17 protein-coding genes are annotated in these 17,722 nt (G+C 65.4%); 4 read left to right on the top strand and 13 right to left on the bottom strand.

Features of this window, described 5'->3' with window-relative positions:
• Positions 1-76: 76 nt before the first annotated feature.
• The 11 genes from A3AS_RS0113040 to pncA form a co-directional block, all read right to left on the bottom strand.
• Complete coding sequence (locus tag A3AS_RS0113040) at positions 77-937, bottom strand: ABC transporter permease (protein WP_018318024.1); 861 nt, start codon at positions 935-937, stop codon at positions 77-79.
• Complete coding sequence (locus A3AS_RS0113035; RefSeq protein ID WP_018318023.1) at positions 934-1,863, bottom strand: ABC transporter permease; 930 nt, start codon at positions 1,861-1,863, stop codon at positions 934-936. The genes A3AS_RS0113040 and A3AS_RS0113035 overlap by 4 nt, the downstream gene beginning before the upstream one ends.
• Complete coding sequence (locus A3AS_RS0113030; protein WP_018318022.1) at positions 1,863-2,849, bottom strand: ABC transporter ATP-binding protein; 987 nt, start codon at positions 2,847-2,849, stop codon at positions 1,863-1,865. The genes A3AS_RS0113035 and A3AS_RS0113030 overlap by 1 nt, the downstream gene beginning before the upstream one ends.
• Positions 2,846-3,829, bottom strand: coding sequence for an ABC transporter ATP-binding protein (locus A3AS_RS0113025; protein WP_018318021.1), 984 nt, complete (start codon positions 3,827-3,829; stop codon positions 2,846-2,848). The genes A3AS_RS0113030 and A3AS_RS0113025 overlap by 4 nt, the downstream gene beginning before the upstream one ends.
• Before the next feature lies 1 nt (position 3,830).
• Positions 3,831-5,468 (bottom strand): ABC transporter substrate-binding protein, encoded by a 1,638-nt coding sequence (locus tag A3AS_RS0113020; RefSeq protein ID WP_018318020.1) that lies wholly within the window; start codon positions 5,466-5,468, stop codon positions 3,831-3,833.
• Between the two features lie 23 nt (positions 5,469-5,491).
• On the bottom strand, positions 5,492-6,307 hold the full coding sequence (locus tag A3AS_RS0113015) for a sugar phosphate isomerase/epimerase (RefSeq protein ID WP_018318019.1): 816 nt from the start codon (positions 6,305-6,307) through the stop codon (positions 5,492-5,494).
• A 451-nt stretch (positions 6,308-6,758) separates the two neighbouring features.
• Positions 6,759-8,006 carry a DUF1236 domain-containing protein gene (locus A3AS_RS0113010; protein WP_026201954.1) on the bottom strand — a complete coding sequence of 416 codons (1,248 nt, stop codon included), beginning with the start codon at positions 8,004-8,006 and terminating at the stop codon, positions 6,759-6,761.
• A 91-nt stretch (positions 8,007-8,097) separates the two neighbouring features.
• Complete coding sequence (locus A3AS_RS0113005; RefSeq protein WP_026201953.1) at positions 8,098-8,478, bottom strand: GrlR family regulatory protein; 381 nt, start codon at positions 8,476-8,478, stop codon at positions 8,098-8,100.
• A gap of 32 nt (positions 8,479-8,510) precedes the next feature.
• On the bottom strand, positions 8,511-10,544 hold the full coding sequence (locus A3AS_RS0113000) for an NAD(+) synthase (protein ID WP_018318016.1): 2,034 nt from the start codon (positions 10,542-10,544) through the stop codon (positions 8,511-8,513).
• Between the two features lie 172 nt (positions 10,545-10,716).
• Entirely contained in the window at positions 10,717-11,832 is a 1,116-nt protein-coding gene (locus A3AS_RS0112995; protein WP_026201952.1) for an alpha/beta fold hydrolase, read from the bottom strand.
• 16 nt (positions 11,833-11,848) lie between these two features.
• Entirely contained in the window at positions 11,849-12,487 is a 639-nt protein-coding gene (gene pncA, locus A3AS_RS0112990) for a bifunctional nicotinamidase/pyrazinamidase (protein WP_018318014.1), read from the bottom strand.
• Between the two features lie 248 nt (positions 12,488-12,735).
• Between pncA and glk the strand changes: the two genes are divergently transcribed.
• The 3 genes from glk to A3AS_RS48280 all read left to right on the top strand — a co-directional run bounded on the left by glk (position 12,736) and on the right by A3AS_RS48280 (position 14,390).
• Positions 12,736-13,737 carry a glucokinase gene (gene glk / locus A3AS_RS0112985; protein ID WP_026201951.1) on the top strand — a complete coding sequence of 334 codons (1,002 nt, stop codon included), beginning with the start codon at positions 12,736-12,738 and terminating at the stop codon, positions 13,735-13,737.
• Between the two features lie 150 nt (positions 13,738-13,887).
• Entirely contained in the window at positions 13,888-14,091 is a 204-nt protein-coding gene (locus tag A3AS_RS0112980) for a hypothetical protein (protein ID WP_018318012.1), read from the top strand.
• Between the two features lie 143 nt (positions 14,092-14,234).
• Positions 14,235-14,390 carry a hypothetical protein gene (locus A3AS_RS48280; RefSeq protein WP_018318011.1) on the top strand — a complete coding sequence of 52 codons (156 nt, stop codon included), beginning with the start codon at positions 14,235-14,237 and terminating at the stop codon, positions 14,388-14,390.
• A gap of 111 nt (positions 14,391-14,501) precedes the next feature.
• On the opposite strand, the gene A3AS_RS0112970 is transcribed toward A3AS_RS48280, so the two are convergent.
• Together A3AS_RS0112970 and A3AS_RS0112965 are read right to left on the bottom strand one after the other, a co-directional pair.
• The gene (locus A3AS_RS0112970) at positions 14,502-14,879 is read right to left on the bottom strand and encodes a response regulator (protein WP_018318010.1); all 378 of its coding nucleotides are present in this window, start codon (positions 14,877-14,879) and stop codon (positions 14,502-14,504) included.
• Positions 14,880-14,990: 111 nt separating this feature from the next.
• Positions 14,991-15,788, bottom strand: coding sequence for a Spy/CpxP family protein refolding chaperone (locus tag A3AS_RS0112965; RefSeq protein WP_018318009.1), 798 nt, complete (start codon positions 15,786-15,788; stop codon positions 14,991-14,993).
• Between the two features lie 468 nt (positions 15,789-16,256).
• Here A3AS_RS0112965 and A3AS_RS0112960 point away from each other — a divergent pair, with 468 nt between their 5' ends.
• Entirely contained in the window at positions 16,257-17,597 is a 1,341-nt protein-coding gene (locus tag A3AS_RS0112960) for an ABC transporter substrate-binding protein (RefSeq protein WP_018318008.1), read from the top strand.
• Positions 17,598-17,722: the final 125 nt, after the last annotated feature.

Below are 17,722 nucleotides of genomic sequence, written 5' to 3'. Positions count from 1 at the left end.
CGCAATCCGGGACAGGTCTCACCCCAATTTACCGCCGTCCCGGATTACGCTTCGCTCCATCCGGGCTACGGGTGCCCTATTGCAGGGTCGGATCGAGCCGGTCGCGCAGCCAGTCCCCGATCACCGAAACCGCCAGGGTGGTGACCACGATCGTGGTCGCCGGCGCCAGCATGATCCAGGGCGCCCGGGTCAGATATTCGCGGCCGTAACCGACCATGTTGCCGAGGCTGGTCATCGGCGGCTGCACGCCAAGACCAAGGAAGGATAGGCCCGACTCCATCAGGATCACCTCGGGGAAGACCAGCGTGGTCGAGACGATCAGGGTCGAGGCGATGTTGGGCAGGATGTGCCGAAGGTAAATCCGGGGCGGCGTCGCGCCTAACTGGCGGACGGCCGCCGCGTAGCCCTGCGCATTGGCGGAGATGGCAAGGCCCCGCGCGATGCGGGCATAGCGCTCCCAGCCGAACAGTCCCATCAGGCCAATCAGCAGCGGCAGCGAATTGCCGAAAAAGGCGAGCACCGCGAGCGCCATGATCAGGAAGGGCATGCTGGCCTGGAAGTCGGTCAGCATCAACACGAGCTGCTCGACCACCCCTCGGAAATGCGCGGCGAGGAAGCCGAGCGTGGTGCCGACCATCGCCGAGATGGCGGTGGCGCCGAAGGCAATCAGCAGCGAGATCCGGATGGAGACGAGCAGCCGCGACAGCACGTCCCGGCCGAGCTCGTCCGTGCCGAGCCAATGCGCGGCATTGCCGGGCGCGGCCAAGCGGTTGCGCAAATCGAGCTGAGTGTAGCCGTAGGGCGCGATCTTCTCGGCGAAGGCTGCAATGACCAGCATCGCGACAATCCAGGCAACCGCGAGCGCGACCGAGATTGGGATCGCCGGCAGGCGGATGCGACGGCGGACGGTGGTGTCCTTCAGCGTCGCGTCGGTCATGCGTGGGCTCCTTTGGCGCGCAACCGCGGATCAAGGAAGCCGTAGAGGAAGTCGACGATCAAATTGGACGTGACCATGGTCATCGCCACAAGAAGCAGGATGCACTGCACGACGGCGAGGTCGCGATTGGCAACCGCAACAACGAGAAGCCTCCCTACTCCCGGCCAGGCAAATACACTCTCGACCACCACCGCGCCCGCGATCAGCGTGCCCACCATGAAGCCCAGAATGGTGACGGTCGGAATCGCCGCGTTCGGCAGCGCATGCGACGTCACCACCCTGCGCCACGGCACGCCCTTGGCCGACGCGGTGCGGATATAGGGTTGGCCCAGCACCTCCAGCATCGCGCTGCGGGTGAAGCGCGCCAGAACGGCGGCACCGCCGAGGCTGAGCGTCGCGATGGGCAGGATCGCGTGGCGCCAACTGTCCTGCCCGCCCGAGGGCAGCCAGCCGAGCTGCACGGCGAACACGAGCACCAGCAGCAGCGCCAGCACGAAGCTCGGCACTGTGAAGCCGGCCACCGCCGTCATCATCACGGCGCGGTCGATCGCGGAGCCCCGATGCAGCGCGGCGTAGATGCCGGCGGGAATGCCGAGCGCGACCTTGAAGGCGAAGGCCGGCAAGGTCAGCGCCAGCGTCGCCGGAATCCGCTCCAGCACCAGCTCGATCGCGGGTCGGCCGTCACGCATGGAGCGGCCGAGCTCGCCCTTGGCGATGGCACCGAAGTAATCGAGATACTGAAACCAGATGGGATCATCGAGGCCCCAGGCCTTGCGGAACGCCGCGAGCACCTCGGGCGGCGCTTCCGGTCCCAAAATCATCAGCGCGGGATCGCCGGAGAGACGCAGCACCACGAAGGCGAAGGTGACGACGAGCACGATCGTCAGCGCCGCGCGTCCAATGCGAATGGCGAAATAGCGTCCCATCACGCGGCGTCCCGAGTCTCGGCGCCGGTGACGAGATGGCAGGCGACCTGCCTGTTGCCGCCGACGGCCGCAAGTGCCGGCACCTCGCGCGCGCAGCGTGCGATCGCGCGCGGGCAGCGCGGATGGAAGGCGCAGCCTTGCGGTCGCGCGGCCGGGTTTGGCGGATCGCCCGCGAGCACGATGCGGCCGGCGCTGCGGCGGCCTGGCGCGGGCGAAGCCGAGACCAGCGCCTGGGTATAGGGATGCTCGGGCCGCGCGAACAGATCGTCGGCGCTGCCGATCTCGACGATGCGGCCGAGATACATCACGGCGACGACATTGCTGATCTGCCTGACGACGCGCAGATCGTGGCTGATGAACAGCAAAGTGAGCGAGAGCTGGGCCTGGAGATCGCAAAGCAGGTTCACCACCTGCGCCTGGATCGAGACGTCGAGCGCGCTGACCGGCTCGTCGCAGACCAGGAAATCGGGCTTCGTGGCGAGCGCGCGCGCCAGCACGATGCGCTGGCGCTGGCCGCCGGACAGTGCGCCCGGATAGCGCGCGCCATGCGCCGGGGTGAGCTCGACGGCGCGCAGCAATTCGCGGACGCGCTCCTCGCGTGCGTCGGGCGTGCCGAGCCCGTGAATGTCGAGCGGCTCGCGGATTTGCGCCGCGACCGGCAAGCGCCGGTCCAGCGCGCCGAGCGGGTCCTGGAAGATCATTTGCATGCGGGCGCGTTGCGCACGCCATGCGGCCGTGCCCGGCGCAGCCATCGGCTTGCCGTCGAACCTCACCTCGCCGCTATCGGGCGGCTCCAGGCCGAGCACGATGCGTCCGGTGGTGGACTTGCCCGAGCCGGACTCGCCGACGAGGCCGAGCGTCTCGCCTTTGGGGATCGTCAGCGAGACGCCATCGACTGCATGGACGGCGGTGTTGCGGCCGAACATGCCGGAGCGCATCGAATAACTGCGGGAGATCGAGGACACCTCGACGAGCGGCGGGCTCATTCGGCGGCGATCCCGAGCAGCGCGCGGCGCGAAGCTTCGGCGCGGATGCAGGCGACTGCGCGATCGTCCGCGATCGGCGCCAGGGTCGGCGCGGCACGGCTACACAGCTCGGACGCCAGCGTACAACGCGGCGCGAAGGCGCAGCCATCAGGCATTTTCGCGGGATCGGGCACCGTTCCCGGAATGGCGGTGAGACGCCGCCGCGGGCCGTCGAGCGGCGGTAATGCGCCGATCAGGCCCTGGGCATAGGGATGCACGGGATCGGCGAACAGCTGGTTGCTGGGGGCCTGCTCGACGATGCGGCCGGCATACATCACGGCGACACGGTCGCAATTCTCCGCGACGACGCCGAGATCGTGGCTGATCAGCACCATCGCCATGCCGAGCTCGCGGCGGACCGTCGAGAGCAGCTCCAGGATCTGGGCCTGAATGGTGGCATCGAGCGCGGTGGTCGGCTCATCCGCGATGAGGAGGTCCGGATTTCCGGCGAGCGCCATCGCGATCATGATGCGCTGGACCTGGCCGCCGGAGAATTCGTGCGGATAGGCCTCTAACCGCCGGCCCGCATCGGGAATGCCGACGAGATCGAGCAGCCGCCGCGCTTCCGCCTTCACGGCGTTGCCTTGGAGATCCCGATGCAGCGACAGCGCTTCGCAGAGCTGCCTGCGGATGGTCAAGACGGGGTTCAGCGCGCTCGCCGGATCCTGGAAGATCATCGCGATGCGCCCGCCCCTGACCTGCTCGAGCTCGGCGGCCGGCGCACCCAGGATCTCGCGTCCGTCGAGCCGCACCGAGCCCGAGACCTTGGCATGCCGCGGCAGCAGCCCGAGCGCGGCAAGCCACGTCACCGACTTGCCCGATCCGGACTCGCCGACGAGGCCGAGAGCCTCGCCCTTGCCGAGAGCGAGATCGACACCGCGCAGGACCGGCACGCCGCTGAAGGCGACGCTCAGGCCTGCAATGCTGACCAGCGGCGTCACCTCAGGCCTCGAAATTGCCGGCGCGGAAATCCATCGCGAACGCCGGTGACGCCTTCCACTTGATCGACTTCGGTTTGGCCGTGAACGTCGCGTTCTGGTGCAGCACCGTGTAGGCGGGGTCTTCGCGCTCGGCGATCTCCAGCATGCGGCGGAACGCCTTCTTGCGGGCGGCACGGTCGGTCGAGGTTTCCAGGAACTCCGAGAGCTTGTTCAGCTCGACATTGGTCCATTCACCGATCTGCTGTTGCTGGCCGTTCGGACCGTGCTGGGCGACCAGCGAGGACACGGGATCGTTGAAGGCGGCCGAGTTCGACCAGTCGCGCACGGCACGGGCCGACCCGCGCTCCATGATCTGCGACCAGTTCTCCTTGGTCTCGATCTGGACGTTGAGGCCGACCGACTTCCACATCTCGACCAGCACCTGCGCGGTCGCGACCTGGTTGGTGTAGTAATTGTTGAGCAGGCGATACGGAATCGGATCGCCCTTGTAATTGGCCTGCTTGAGCAGATCCTGCGCGAGCTTCGGATCGTAGGCCGGCACGCTCCAGTCGGCGTTGAACATGTCGCCGTAGAATTCCCACTGCAGCCCCTTCGGCACACGGGTGCGGCCAGCCCACAGGCTGTCAACGATGGCCTGGCGGTCGATCGCGTGGGTGAAGGCGCGCCGCACCAAGGGATTGGCGAGCTGGGCGTGGTTCTTGTCGAACACGGTCAGGCGGTGGTTGAGGATGGTGCCGCCCTGCACTTCGAACGCGGCGTTCTTCTCGATGCCGGCGATCTGGTCCGGCGGGATATCGCAGGCGAACTGGTATTCGCCCGAGAGCAGTCCGTTGATGCGGCTCGCGACTTCGGGCACTTCGAGGAAGCGGATGCGCTTGAGCGGCGGACGGCCGCCCCAATATTCGTCATGCGCTTCGAGGGTCAGCGACACGTCGGGCTTGAGCTCGACGACCCTGTAGGGACCGGTCGTGACCGGCTTGCGCGCCCAGTCGAGATAGCTCGCGGATTCGTCCCAGGCGCGGCGGTTCATGATGTCGGAGCCATAGCGCGACAGCCGGCCTTCGATCGTGACGTCGGGCGTCGCGTTGTAGAAGCGCACGGTGTATTTATCGACGGCGTCGACGCGCACGAGATCCGGCCAGATGCGGCGGGCAACGGCCGGCACGTCCGGCGGCAATTCCTTGCCCGGACGCGGCGTCGGGATCTTCTCGAAGGCCTGGATGGTCGAGCGGCTCTTGGCCTCGGTCTCGCCGAACATGCGCTCGCGGCTGAAGGTGAAGACGACGTCCTCTGCGGTCATCTCGTCGCCGTTGTGGAACTTGACGCCCTGACGCAGCTTCACTTCGACGGTCTGGTCGTCGATGCGGCGCCACTCGGTGGCAAGGCCGGGCACGGCCTCGAGGTTGCCGCGCCAGTTCTTGGAGATCAGGCCTTCCCAGATCGAGGAGAAGAACACGCGCTCGCCGACATTGGACTGCTCGCGCAGCACGTCGAGCACGTTCGCATTCGTCACCTTCTGCACGGCGATCGTCACCGACGGACGGTTGTCGCCCTGCGCGATGGCAAAACGCGGCAGCAGCAGCGTGCTTGCGGCGGCGCCGCCGGTCTTCAGGATGGTGCGACGGGTGAATTTGCTCATGGCGGTAACCCCAGATGATGCGGTTATTCGGCAAGTCCGAGCGCAGCGAGATGGGCTGCGCCGGCGCGGACGTCGTCGTGGTTGCGGAGTTCGAGGATCAGCCGCGGATTGGAAGTCAGCCGTCCCAGCGCGCGGAACACGGCGACCCAGGGAATGTTGCCTTCGCCCGGCGCCCAGTGCCGGTCGGCAAAGCCGTCGGTGTCCTGCAGATGCACATGGGTCAGCATGTCGCCGGCGGTCTCGACGTAATAGTCGACCGGCGGCGCACCGGTGGAGATGTGGGCGTAGTTGGCATGCCCGGTGTCGAGCGAGACGCGGACCTTGGCACTTTCGAGCGCCCTGGCGAGACGGACGCGGTCGCGCGGATCCTTGTCCTCGATGTTCTCGATCACGATCTCGCAGCCGATGGTCTCGGCGCGCGCGATCACCTCGGCGAGCGTCGCCTTGACGCGTTCGACCAGATTGCCGCGATTGTCAGGATAGAGATCGAGATTGTTGTGATCCCAGGTCGTGAACGGCGAATGGATCACCATCTGCGTCGCGCCGAGGAACTCGGCGGCATCGAGGCCCTGGAGCAAGCGCTTGGTCACGGCCTGGCGGATCATGGGATCGTGGCTGTCGATCTTGAAGCCCCAGAACGGGCCGTGGATGCCGAGCCGGCCGGTATGGCCCGCCAGCATCTGCTTGATCTCGCCGGCGGTGCTGCGCCAATCGCTGTCGAGGAGATCGGCGCGGAAGAAATCCTGGATTTCGAGATCGCGCTGCCGGTCGAGAAGCCAGTCGCGATGCGCGGGGATCGATTTGATGGACAATGCGGCGCCCAGCACCGGCTTCGACATGGCTTGCTCCTTCGCCGTCAGCGATGACGGGGAGCAGCGCTAGACCAGTTCAATGACAGGCCCGTGAAATCGAGGCTCAGCGGCGCCGAGGAGATGTGGACATCCTGCCGATCGCGTTGCTGCGGATCATGCACCTGCGATCAGACCGCCGATGCAGAACGGGCACATGGCAAGCGGTATCTATGCCCGTAGTGATCCGGAATGGAATCCTATCGCGATGTCACGTACATCGCGTGCATCGATCGGCGGCCACTTCCACGGGCATCACCCTCTGATCGCGCTACATGGGGTTGGGGGACCACATGGGGCGGGGGATTGAAGGCTGGGGCAAGGTGACGAGGTCCGGACTCCTAGGCACTCCGGACCTCGAAACTTTCAGATTGAACGCAGCAACGCGCCGTCCGGTTGGGGCAACCGGGCGGCGCGTTGTCGTTTCAGCCTCGTCTTTCGATCAGCGCGTCTGCGGCTCGATCGTCACCGTGCAGTCGCCCTGCCCTTGCGTCGCCACCACGATATTGCCGGCGGCCGCCCCAAGGGCGACCGGTGCGGACGAGCTGCCATCCGGCATCTGAACCGTCACGCTCAGCGAATCCGTGCGCGCGGTCGAGCCGACGGTTGACGGCTCTGCCTGGGCGACATTGCCCGACGCATCACGCCGCATGACTTGACAGTTCACGCTGTTGCTCGTCGTGCCTCCGGCGGCTGCCATGTTCGACGAGGCCGCGCCGCCCATCTGCGCGCGGGCTCGCGACGGATCGCGCGGCACCTGGCTGACGATGCGATGCGTCCGCGGCTCCACGATGACGACGTCGTCATCGGTCGCAAAATACTCGTAGTCCCGATATTGGGGCTCGATCGTGACGATCTCGGGCGGCAGCCGGTAGAGACGCACGCGCGGCGGGATCGTCTCGCCGATCCGGATCGAGATGTTCAGGTTGCGCTCCGGCTGCGCCAACCGCGCACGGCTCACCGTTTCGGACATCCGCACCTGCTTCTCGGTGGTCACGCTGGTCTGCTGACCAACCTGCGTGTTGGTCTGGGTCGTCTGATTGGCTTGATTGGTCTGCGTGCCGGAAGGCGCAGTTTGCGCATTGTTGGTCGGAGCCGCGCGGTTCGTGTCCGTCGCGGTGGCCGGCCGGTTGTTCTGTTGCGCCGGCTGTTGCTCGGCCGCATTGCGCGGAGGCTGGTTCTGCTCCTTCTGGTTGGCCGCGGCTCCCGTCCGCTCGTTCTGCTGGCCAGCGGGACCTGTCTTGGATTTCTCTGTCTCGGCGGTTGATTTCTGCGGCGCGGACTTGTCCTGCTTCGTCTCGGCGCTGCTCTTGCCGGTCTCGCGACCTTGTTTCGCCGTGTCGGCTTCGCGGTTGCGATCTCGCGATGGCTCGCGGGACTCCTGTGCCTGCTCCTTCGCATTGGGCTGGCCGCGTTCGGCGGCGGTGCCCGGTCGTCCCTTCTCTTCGTCTGCACGGCGGCCGCCGCCCTTCTCCTCGCGGCCGGCTCCCTGCATTTTCTCTTGTGCGCCCTGGGCGCGCTCTTGAACCCGTTCTTGAGCTGCACCACCGCGCTGGGGCGCGGCGCCTTTCGCCGGTTCCTCGGTCCGTTTTGGCTCGTCTCTGCGCTCACCGGGCGCCTGGGCGTAGGCAATGCCGGACGCGAGCATGATCCCGACGGCCGCAGTCGATAACATCAAGTGTTGACGCATGGTCCCTCTCCTCGACAATTCGCAACAACAGACGCGAACGTTCTGTGGGTGCGAAGGTTCCTGAGCAGGAACGAGGGCCGGTCACGCGGACTTACATCGCATCCTTCAATGTGAGGCGGGCCCTGAATGTCACGGTGGTCTTGCCGACCAGCGCCATGCCTTCGACCTCGGCGCCGCCGGCGGAGTAGTCGCCCGAGAAGCCGCAGGTGACCTCCCTGCCTCCGAACGCAAGCGTCCTGCCGACCGCTTCGGTGTGCTGATTAACGATCATATCGCCCCGCCACTTGCCGTTCCGGAAGGTGTAGGTGCCGGTGTAGTAGAAATAGCTGTCGCCGCCCATGATGCGTCCGTCGCACAGCACGACGACACCCCTCGCCTGCCCGCGCTTGCCGTCGCGCATCTCGATGTCGAAGATATAGAGGCCGTTGACGACCCTGGCCTCCTCCGCTTCCGCTCCATCCACTGCCGACATCAGATCATCTCCCCAACGATCCGCCGTCCCGATCAGTTCGGCACGTTCCGCTCGAGATCCTCGAGCCATGCCGCCGCGCTCGAATCCGACGGCGCGCGCCAGTCGCCGCGGGGCGACAACGAGCCGCCCGCCGAGACCTTCGGGCCGTTCGGCATCGCCGAGCGCTTGAATTGGCTGAAGGCGAAGAAGCGGCGCAGGAACACCTCGAGCCAGCGGCGGATGTCCTTGAGATCATAGGCCTTGCGCCGGTCGCGCGGGAACGCCGGCGGCCATTCGCCCTTGGCGACATCCTTCCACGCGTGCTGCGCCATGAAGGCGATCTTGGACGGACGCATGCCGAACCGCAGCGTGTAGAACAGGTTGAAATCCTGCAGCTCGTAAGGGCCGACGGATGCTTCGGTGCTCTGCGGCTTCTCGCCGGGCTCGACCGGCACCAGCTCGGGCGAGATCTCGGCGACCAGGATCGAGCCAAGCGTCCGGTTGACGTCGTCGCTGAACTGCTTCGATGAGATCACCCAGCGGATCAGATGCTGGATCAGCGTCTTCGGCACGCCGGCATTGACGTTGTAATGCGCCATCTGGTCGCCGACGCCATAGGTGCACCAGCCGAGCGCGAGCTCGGAGAGATCGCCGGTTCCGATGACGATGCCGCCGTGATGGTTGGCGAGTCGGAACAGGTAGTCCGTGCGCAGTCCCGCTTGCACGTTCTCGAAGGTGACATCGTAGACCTTCTCGCCGTTGCCGAAGGGATGGCCGATGTCCTTCAGCATCTGCGTCGCCGTGGTGCGGATGTCGAGCTCCTGCCAACTCGTCTGCAACGCCTGCATCAGGGCCAGCGCGTGGGTCTTGCTTTCGCTGCCAGTGGCAAAACCGGGCATGGTGTAGGCCAGGATGTTCTCACGCGGCAGACCGAGCAAGTCGACCGCCTTGGCGGCGACGATCAACGCATGCGTGGAATCAAGCCCGCCCGACACGCCGATCACGACGCGCTTGGTGCCGGTGGCGCGCATGCGCTGCACGAGGCCGGCGACCTGGATGTTGTAGGCCTCGTAGCAATCCTGCTCGAGCAGGCTTTCGTCGCTCGGCACGAACGGAAAGCGCTCGACCTTGCGCAGGAAGCCGATATCGGCGGCCGGCGGCTTCAGCGCGAATGTCACCTTGCGGAAAAACGCCTCGCGCTGCCGGCGGTTGTCGTCGAACGTCCCCATCGAGGCACGCTCCTGCCTGAGCAGATCGAGATCGACGTCGGCCAGCGTGATCTGGCCGCCCTGGCGGAACCGCTCGCCCTCGGCCAACAGCACGCCGTTCTCATAGATCGAGGTCTGGCCGTCCCAGGAAAGATCCGTGGTCGATTCCCCGGCCCCAGCGGCCGAATAGACGTACGCCGCGAGGCAGCGCGCCGACGTCGATTGGCACAGCAGCGCGCGCGAACGCGCCCGGCCGATCGTGATCGGGCTGCCCGAGAGGTTGATGAGCACGCTGGCGCCCGCGAGTGCAAGCTCCGAGGCCGGCGTTACCGGGATCCACATGTCCTCGCAGATCTCGACGCCGATGGTGAGGCCCGGAACGTCCTCGGCCGCAAACAAGAGGTCAACGCCGAACGGCGCATGCAGCCCGCCGAACGCGATCGTCTCCCCGGCGATGCCGGCGCCGGAGGCGAAATGCCGCCCTTCGTAGAATTCGCGGTAGGTCGGCAGGTACGTCTTCGGCACCACGCCGAGGATGTTGCCGCGGTGAATGACGACGGCACAATTGTAGATGCGATGACCAAAGCGTAGCGGCGCTCCGACGATCAGGACCGTCATCAGCCCCGCCGAGCCCTCGACGATGCCTACGAGGCCGCGCTCGACCGCATCGAGCAGCGGATCCTGCTTGACGAGGTCTTCGATCGCATAGCCGGACAGGCACAGCTCGGGAAACACCGCGACCGCCACCGACTGCTCATGGCAGGCATTGGCCGCCGCCAGCACGGCCTTGGCGTTGGCCGAGGGATCGGCGACATGGGACGTGGTGACACAGGCCGCCACGCGCGCAAATCCGTGGGCGTAGATCGAGTGGAAAGTCATCGAGCGCAGTACCCTTAATCTCTTCGCTGCCGCAGCCGTCAGCTCCAGTCCCTATGTAGCCCATCGACCCGGTCCCGTGCAGGCCATCCGCGGTCATGCATAACGGATTTGCGCCGCGGTCTGCCCGGCGACGTCTGCCAAGCGCCTTGGTCTGCCCGGTACCTTTGCGAGCTCAGGCGCTGCGGGCCAGCACGCCGGACAGATCGTCGCGCAGCCAGGCGGCGATCCGTGGCCAGGCATGCGCGTGGGTGCGCGCACCCATGAACAGGCCGAGGTGATTGCTCGGCTCGGAAGCCGCCGCAATGAAGGCCGGCGCCGTGCCGAGGAGGCCCGCAGTGGCGAGCGCCTGCGCAGCCGGCACGACCTCGTCGTCGAGCCCGGCCAGCAGGAAGACCGGCGCCTTGACGTCCCTCGGATCGACCGTGCGACCAAGAGCGACGAAACTGCCGCTAGCGATCTGGTTCTCCCGGAAAATCCGGTTGACGATCTCCAGATAATATTTGCCCGGCAGATCGAGCGTCTCGGCGTTCCAGCGGTCGAACCGCGCGAGCAGCGCCGCGCCCTCCTCGTCCGACAGGTCTCTCTGCAACGCCGTTACGATATCATCGCGGTTCGGCGCCTTGGACCAGAAGCGCAGCATCTCCTCGCCGCGGACATTGCCGCCGCCGCGTACGACGAGCTGGTCGTAGACCATCTCGGGCGCGTTGCGGGTGAGCCGGCACAACGAGGACTCGATCGACAGATCCACGGGAGCGCCGACCAGCACCAGCCGCCGCACCTTGGCCGGAAAGCGCGACGCATAAAGCAGCGACAGCCAGCCGCCCTGGCACAAGCCGACCAGATCGACCGGCGCGCCGATCTCGTCGATGGCGACGTTGAGATCGCCGAGATAACTGTCGATCGAGAGATAGCGCATGTCCGGCGTCGCCGACCGCCAATCGGCGAGATAGACCCGGTCGATGCCGCCGGCTTGCAGCGACTGCACTACACTGTGGCCGGGTGCGAAATCGGCGATCAGGGCCCGATGCAGCGCATAGGGCGCGCAGACCAGCGCCGGCTGGCCGGACCGCGTCTGCGAGCAATCGCGCAGGCGCATGGTCGCGAGCTCGAGCGCGACGGTGCTCGGCGTCGTCCAGGGCAGAGTGCTGTCGCCCTGCTCCGCGGGACCGCGCTCCAGCCACCAGAAGCAGCTGTCCATCGCAAGGCGCGCCGCTGCAAACGGCCACAGCAGCGGGTCGTCTGGGGCAGCCCCCTGTGCGCCGCTCTGTTTGCCGGTCCGCTTCACCATGGCCATCTCACGATCGTCACAGGAACGCCTCGAGGCTCACGATGGAGATGCCGAGGTCGCGAAAACTCCGATGGGCCGCAGCGACCGAGCCGTCGAGATCGATGCCACGGCAGGCGTCCTCGATGACGGCGACCTCGAACCCTGCCTTGCGGGCATCCTCCGCCGAGAAGCGGACACAGAAATCAAGCGCGAGGCCGGCGACGATCACGGTCTTCAGCTCGCGTTCGCGCAAATATCCAAGCAGGCCCGTCGGCGTTCGCTTGTCGTTCTCGAACAGCGCCGAATAGGAATCGATGCCACGGCGAAAGCCCTTGCGCACCACGAGGCTCGCGCTGACGACGTCGAGATCGCGATGGAACTCCGCCCCCGAGGTACCCTGCACGCAGTGCGCCGGCCAGAGCACCTGAGTGCCGTAGTCGAGCTCGATGGTCTGGAACGGCTGCTTGCCCGCATGGTTCGGCGCGAACGAGACGTGGTCGCGCGGATGCCAGTCCTGGGTCAGCACCACATTGGCGAATTTTTGGGCGATTCGGTTGATGGCAGGGACGACCTTCTCACCGCCGGGCACGGCAAGCGCCCCGCCGGTGCAGAAGTCGTTCTGCACGTCGATCACCAGCAGCACGTCGCGGTCGGAAATCTTCATCGCCGGTCTCATTCGCTGGGCCCGGCGCGCCGGCACCGGACAAGTCCCCTGAGTGTCGGCCTTCCCGCGCAGCTTCGCAACCGCCCCGCGCCGCGCGAATTGGTCGCCAGACGGCCGCCATGATGCAACGGTTTGGCCTCGTCCGTGTTGACTAGGCGCACCCAAGGGCGGATTCTCGCACTGTCCGTGACTGCGCGGATCGGGTCGAAGGACTGGAGGACAGGGTTGTCGTGCCGCAAGGCGGCGGCGGCCACGAAGTCATGAATATCGGCAAGACAGGACAGATACTTCTCGCCGATATCGGCGGCACCAATGCGCGCTTCGCGCTGAGCCGGAGCGAATTGGGCCGCGGCGACCTCGGCAGCGGCGACCAGACCGGACCGATCGATTATGTGAAGGTCGCCGACTTCCCGACCGTCCGCGAAGCCATCGCGGACGTGCTGGCGCGCCGGTCCGGCGGCGAGCCGCCGCAAAGAGCCGTGCTGGCCGTGGCAGGCCCCGTCACCAACAACCGCTGCGTCATGACCAACAGTCCCTGGGTCATCGACGGCAACGAGCTGCAGCCGGCTCTCGGCTTCGACAGCGTCCATGTGCTCAACGATTTCGAGGTGGTGGCCTGGTCCCTGCCCGCCTTGCAGCCTGCGGATCTGATCCCGCTCGGCGGACAAAACGGCCTGGCCGGAGAGCCGTTGCTGGTGGTTGGCCCCGGAACCGGCTTTGGCGTCTCCTGTTTGGTCGAACGCCACGGCGCGCGCCTCGCCGTCGTCACCGAAGCAGGACATGCGACCCTGCCGGCGGAGAACGAGCGCGAGGAACGTGTGATTGCGTGCTTGCGCCGCCGCCTTGGCCACGTCTCCATCGAACGCGGCGCGCTCTCGGGTTCCGGGCTGCAAAACCTCTACGAGGCCTTGGCTGAGGTTGACGGCGCCCAGGTGCCGCATCGCGATGCTGCCGCCATCACCAAGGCCGCGATGGAAGGCACCTGTCCCGTCAGCCGCGCAACGCTGGAGATGTTTTGCGCCATCCTTGGCTCGGTCGCCGGCAATCTTGCGGTGACGTTCGGTTCCCGCGGCGGTGTCTATGTCGCCGGCGGAATCGTGCCGCGTTTCCCCGAGTTCCTTCTCGCCTCTGCGTTCCGGGCGCGCTTCGAAGCCAAGGGGCGCTTCCAGGACTATCTGCGCAACATCCCGACCAAGCTCGTGACGAAGCCAGACGCGAGCTTCGTCGGCCTGAAGATGTTCGCCGACTCAAATCCAAACTGAAGTTCGGTCGTCCTTCTGGTCACGGTTCCATTAATGCACAGCTGATTGCCGCGCACGCGCGGTTCCATACATGAACGTGCTTGCCTGCGTGTTCCGGATGAGAAACAATCCTGCCGTGTGTTGTGTGTGGCGTAGTTGCGGGGGCGTGACATGCGTAAGCAGGATTTTGGTTTCGACTACCACCGCTATCATCGCCTGCTGAGCGAGGCGGATGACGAAGACAAGCGGCTGGCGCTGATCGACCTTCTGATCGAGGAAAAGGCCCGAGACCGGCTGGCCGCCCAGCGCGCTTCCGACCGCGCGGCCATGACGGCCCACACCATTGCCAGGGTGCTGAAGAACGGCCGCAACTGAGACTTGCAATCCGGCCCGCAGCGCCGGAGAGTTGCGGAATCCGATTGGGATTCCGTTAAGGATGTCCCCCAATCTGACGTCAAACTTTTTGCCCTAGGGTTCCCTCACCTGATGCAATTCAGGGTCAACAAGGGGGCAATGACATGAGCATGATTTCGATCGCCGCGATGCCGGCCGTCGTCGAAACGCGTTTCGCCGATTCGTCCTTCAAGACCATCTTGCTGTTCTGCTGCACGGGCCTGGTCGCCTCGTTCGGCCTGATGGCGTACGGCATCGACCTCGGCGCCGGCCTGATCTGAGACCACGACAAATCCTGCCGCCAAATGGCCGCCCCTGACGGGCGGCCATTTTCGTTGGGCTATCTCAGTGCGGCGTCTTCGCCGTCACCAGTGCGGCGTCCTCGCCGTCACTCAGTGCGGCGCTTTGGCCGGGGCTCCCGGAAACATGGAATCGATCATCGCCTTGAGCTGATCCATAGCGATCGGCTTGCGCAGGATCGGCCTGCGTCTGAGCAAGGACGGCAGCAATTCCGGACCGTACCCCGTGGCGAACATGAACGGCTTTCCGCGACGTTCGATCAGGTCGGCGACGGGATCGACGTAAAGGCCCATCAGGTTGATGTCGAGGATGGCCATATCGTATTGCGCGGTCATGGCGAACGCGCTGGCGTCCCGGACATTGTCCGCTTCCGCAACGACGTGGTGGCCGAGTTCCGTCACCATGTCGGCGATCATCATCCGGATCAACGCCTCGTCTTCGACCAGGAAAACGGAGAGTCCGTCCGCCATATCAACCCCGCAGTCAGCTTGCGAAGATAATCATACCTCAATTTTGGAGAGGATTCACGAATTCGTGGCCGGCTCCGTTAATTCAGACGCGCCCGATCCGATTCAACTTGATCAATCCAATCCGCGTTCGTGGCTCAGCCGCACCATCTCCTGAATGAAGACCTGCTTCTGCTTGTCATCGAGGCTCGAAAAGAGCGGCTCGGCGGCGTCGGCGACATTGCGCTGGTCGGCGGCGCGGTCGATCAGGAACTGCGCCTCGTTTCGCATCTGCTCGATAATGTCGTCGGGCGGATCCCGCTTGGCGCGCGCAACCCGCAAGTTGAGCCGCTCTGCACCATTATGCCCAAGGTAGTGCATTGCGCTCGAGAAGCCGTACCAGTGCTTCTCCTGATCAGCCGTAAGATTCAGCTGAGTCTTGATCCGCTCGATATAGGAATCGCTGTTGGCGACGATCTGCTCGGCGGTCTGCTGCGGCGCGCCGGCCTGGGTGAGGACGGTGACATCCTTATTATCCTTGCCTTGCGGTGCGTTCTTGGCCTCCTTGCTCGCCTTGGCGCCCTTGCCTGCTTTGGCGGCCTTTGCATCCTTGTCCTTGGCATCCTTGTCCTTGGCCGCGCCCTGTTGCTTGGCGTCCTTGCCAGCATCCCTGGCGGCCGGGGCCTGATTGCCATTGTTGTTGCCGACGCCGAGCACGCCGGTGAAAACGCCGACCACGCCGCCGATTGCACCGCCGAGCACGCCACCGACGGGACCTGCCGCCTTGTTTCCGGCCGCCGCGCCGTCCTGAACGCCTTTGACCAGGCCTTGAGCTTGGGCCACTGCGGCCGCACCGAGCAGCAGCGTAAGCACGGCCCCCAGTGCGAACCATCGCCGCATGTGAAGCCGCGCAGACGGCGCCGGGTTGATCATTCTCGTCTCCATCGTCGATCTGACTGGCGTGTTGGGGCGGAGTCACCCGCCAGCTGCAACTCTATCGTTTCCGCCGCTTCGCGGTCCAGACGCGGCCGAATGCTGTCCACGCCCGAAAAGTCTTTCGCGCGAAGCGGTTATGCAGGCTTATTCGAAACTGCGGCGTAATTGCGCACAGATCGTTCCAGGCCGGCTCTCGCGACGTGTGCGTCGCAAAACAAGCGATCGCAGCTCACCACCGGCACGGCGCTGCCGCGTTCGAGGACGCAACGTTAGTTCTAGGCGCGAGCCGTTCGGCTTTCTCGACAGACGCGGTCAATCATGATCTGATCGCGCTACCAATTTGCTGCGGCCTGCGTGAATTGTTCACCTGGGCCGACGGCATCAATAAGAAAATCCAACAACAAGAACTCGGAAAAGAAGTCTTAGAGGAAACTCCAACAACAAACACCCAGGCGAGGAAACGAGATGTCACGCAAGACACTGACGCGACGTCAATTTGTGGCTGCCACTGCAATGTCCTCCGCGGCGCTGATCACAGCGCCCTATGTCCGGGGCGCTTACGCCGCCGGCAAACTCTCGATCGGTTTCTGGGACCATTGGGTGCCGGGCGCCAACAAGGCCTCGACCGACCTCGTCAACGAATGGGCCGCGAAGGAGAAGGTCGAAGTCTCCATCGACTACATCACCAGCAACAACAAGAAGATCGAGCTGACCGCTGCGGCCGAAGCCCAGGCGAAGTCTGGTCATGACATCCTGCAGATGCCGAGCTGGTGGCCGCAGGCCTATGCCGAGAATCTCGAGCCGCTCAACGACGTCATGGAGCCGCTTCTCAAGCAGAACGGTGAGGTGAACGGCACGGTCAAATATCTCGGGCAGTCGGGCGGCAAATGGCTCGCAGTGCCCGCGACACCCGGCAGCCAGATCAAGGGTCCCTGCTCCCGCATCGACCTGATGAAGAAGCATGCCGGCATCGACGTGCAGGAGATGTACCCGGTCGGCGGCCCGCCCAAGGTCGAGAACTGGACCATGGAGACCTTCCTGAAGGCAGCCGAGGCTTGCCACAAGGCCGGCGTTCCGTTCGGCATCGGTCTCGGCGAGACCACCGACAGCGTGGACACCGCCGGCGCGATCTTCCAGTCGTTCGGCGCCGAGCTCGTCAACGCCAAGGGCGACATCACGGTGAAGACCGATCAGGTTCGCCAGGCCATGGAGTTCTACAAGAAGCTGATCGCCTTCCTGCCGCCGGATGCGCCGTCCTGGGACGACGCCTCCAACAACAAATGGCTGATCTCCGGCCGCGGCGCGATGATCCTCAATCCGCCGAGCGCCTGGGCCGTCGCCAAGCGCGATGCGCCGCAGGTTGCCGAGCAGTGCTGGACGCACGGATTCCCGTCCGGTCCGAAGGGCCGGTTTGCACCGTACCTGCCCTATTTCTGGGGTGTCTGGAGTTTTGGCAAGAACAAGGAGGCGGCCAAGAGCCTGCTCGTTCACATGTCCTCGCCATCGTCGATCGAGAAGTTCGTCGCGGTGAGCGGCGGCTACGACCTGCCGGCCTACGCCAACATGACCAAGCTCAAGACATGGGAAGAGGAAGGGCCGCCGAAGGGAACGCTCTTCCACTATCCCGACCCCTACAAGCATCAGACGCTGTCGATCGCGGCGTCCCCGGCACCGCCCAAGATCGCGCAGCAGATCTATTTCCAGGCGACGCTGACCAAGATGGCGCTGCGTTTTGCACGCGGCGAGACCATGGATCAGGCCCTCGCCTGGGCCGAGGGCGAGTGCGAAGGCTTCATGCGGAGCTAGGTGGGGTGTGCGGGGCGGTTCACGCCATCTGCGTGAGCCGCCTGCATCCCGTCATCGAATTCGCATGGCCGGGAAGCCCACCCCAATGGCCGGCTTCGCGGTTGGACAAAGAAGTAGATCCAATA

Origin of the sequence: Bradyrhizobium sp. WSM2793 (assembly GCF_000379585.1) — a bacterium.
In the GTDB taxonomy this organism is placed as follows: Bacteria; Pseudomonadota; Alphaproteobacteria; order Rhizobiales; family Xanthobacteraceae; genus Bradyrhizobium.
Note: the sequence above shows the minus strand (reverse complement) of the source record. Positions and strands in the feature narration are given on the sequence as shown.

What these genes read in the sequence shown, in the direction of transcription:
- A3AS_RS0113015 (WP_018318019.1), bottom strand. Translation starts at nt 6,307, where the DNA reads ATGTCGAAGCCGGTGCTGGGCGCCGCATTGTCCATCAAATCGATCCCC.
- A3AS_RS0112960 (WP_018318008.1), top strand. Translation starts at nt 16,257, where the DNA reads ATGTCACGCAAGACACTGACGCGACGTCAATTTGTGGCTGCCACTGCA.
- A3AS_RS0112980 (WP_018318012.1), top strand. Translation starts at nt 13,888, where the DNA reads ATGCGTAAGCAGGATTTTGGTTTCGACTACCACCGCTATCATCGCCTG.
- A3AS_RS0112965 (WP_018318009.1), bottom strand. Translation starts at nt 15,788, where the DNA reads ATGATCAACCCGGCGCCGTCTGCGCGGCTTCACATGCGGCGATGGTTC.
- A3AS_RS0112970 (WP_018318010.1), bottom strand. Translation starts at nt 14,879, where the DNA reads ATGGCGGACGGACTCTCCGTTTTCCTGGTCGAAGACGAGGCGTTGATC.
- A3AS_RS0113000 (WP_018318016.1), bottom strand. Translation starts at nt 10,544, where the DNA reads ATGACTTTCCACTCGATCTACGCCCACGGATTTGCGCGCGTGGCGGCC.
- A3AS_RS0113010 (WP_026201954.1), bottom strand. Translation starts at nt 8,006, where the DNA reads ATGCGTCAACACTTGATGTTATCGACTGCGGCCGTCGGGATCATGCTC.
- A3AS_RS0113005 (WP_026201953.1), bottom strand. Translation starts at nt 8,478, where the DNA reads ATGTCGGCAGTGGATGGAGCGGAAGCGGAGGAGGCCAGGGTCGTCAAC.
- A3AS_RS0113030 (WP_018318022.1), bottom strand. Translation starts at nt 2,849, where the DNA reads ATGAGCCCGCCGCTCGTCGAGGTGTCCTCGATCTCCCGCAGTTATTCG.
- A3AS_RS0113040 (WP_018318024.1), bottom strand. Translation starts at nt 937, where the DNA reads ATGACCGACGCGACGCTGAAGGACACCACCGTCCGCCGTCGCATCCGC.
- glk (WP_026201951.1), top strand. Translation starts at nt 12,736, where the DNA reads ATGAATATCGGCAAGACAGGACAGATACTTCTCGCCGATATCGGCGGC.
- A3AS_RS0113020 (WP_018318020.1), bottom strand. Translation starts at nt 5,468, where the DNA reads ATGAGCAAATTCACCCGTCGCACCATCCTGAAGACCGGCGGCGCCGCC.
- pncA (WP_018318014.1), bottom strand. Translation starts at nt 12,487, where the DNA reads ATGAGACCGGCGATGAAGATTTCCGACCGCGACGTGCTGCTGGTGATC.
- A3AS_RS48280 (WP_018318011.1), top strand. Translation starts at nt 14,235, where the DNA reads ATGAGCATGATTTCGATCGCCGCGATGCCGGCCGTCGTCGAAACGCGT.
- A3AS_RS0112995 (WP_026201952.1), bottom strand. Translation starts at nt 11,832, where the DNA reads ATGGTGAAGCGGACCGGCAAACAGAGCGGCGCACAGGGGGCTGCCCCA.
- A3AS_RS0113035 (WP_018318023.1), bottom strand. Translation starts at nt 1,863, where the DNA reads ATGGGACGCTATTTCGCCATTCGCATTGGACGCGCGGCGCTGACGATC.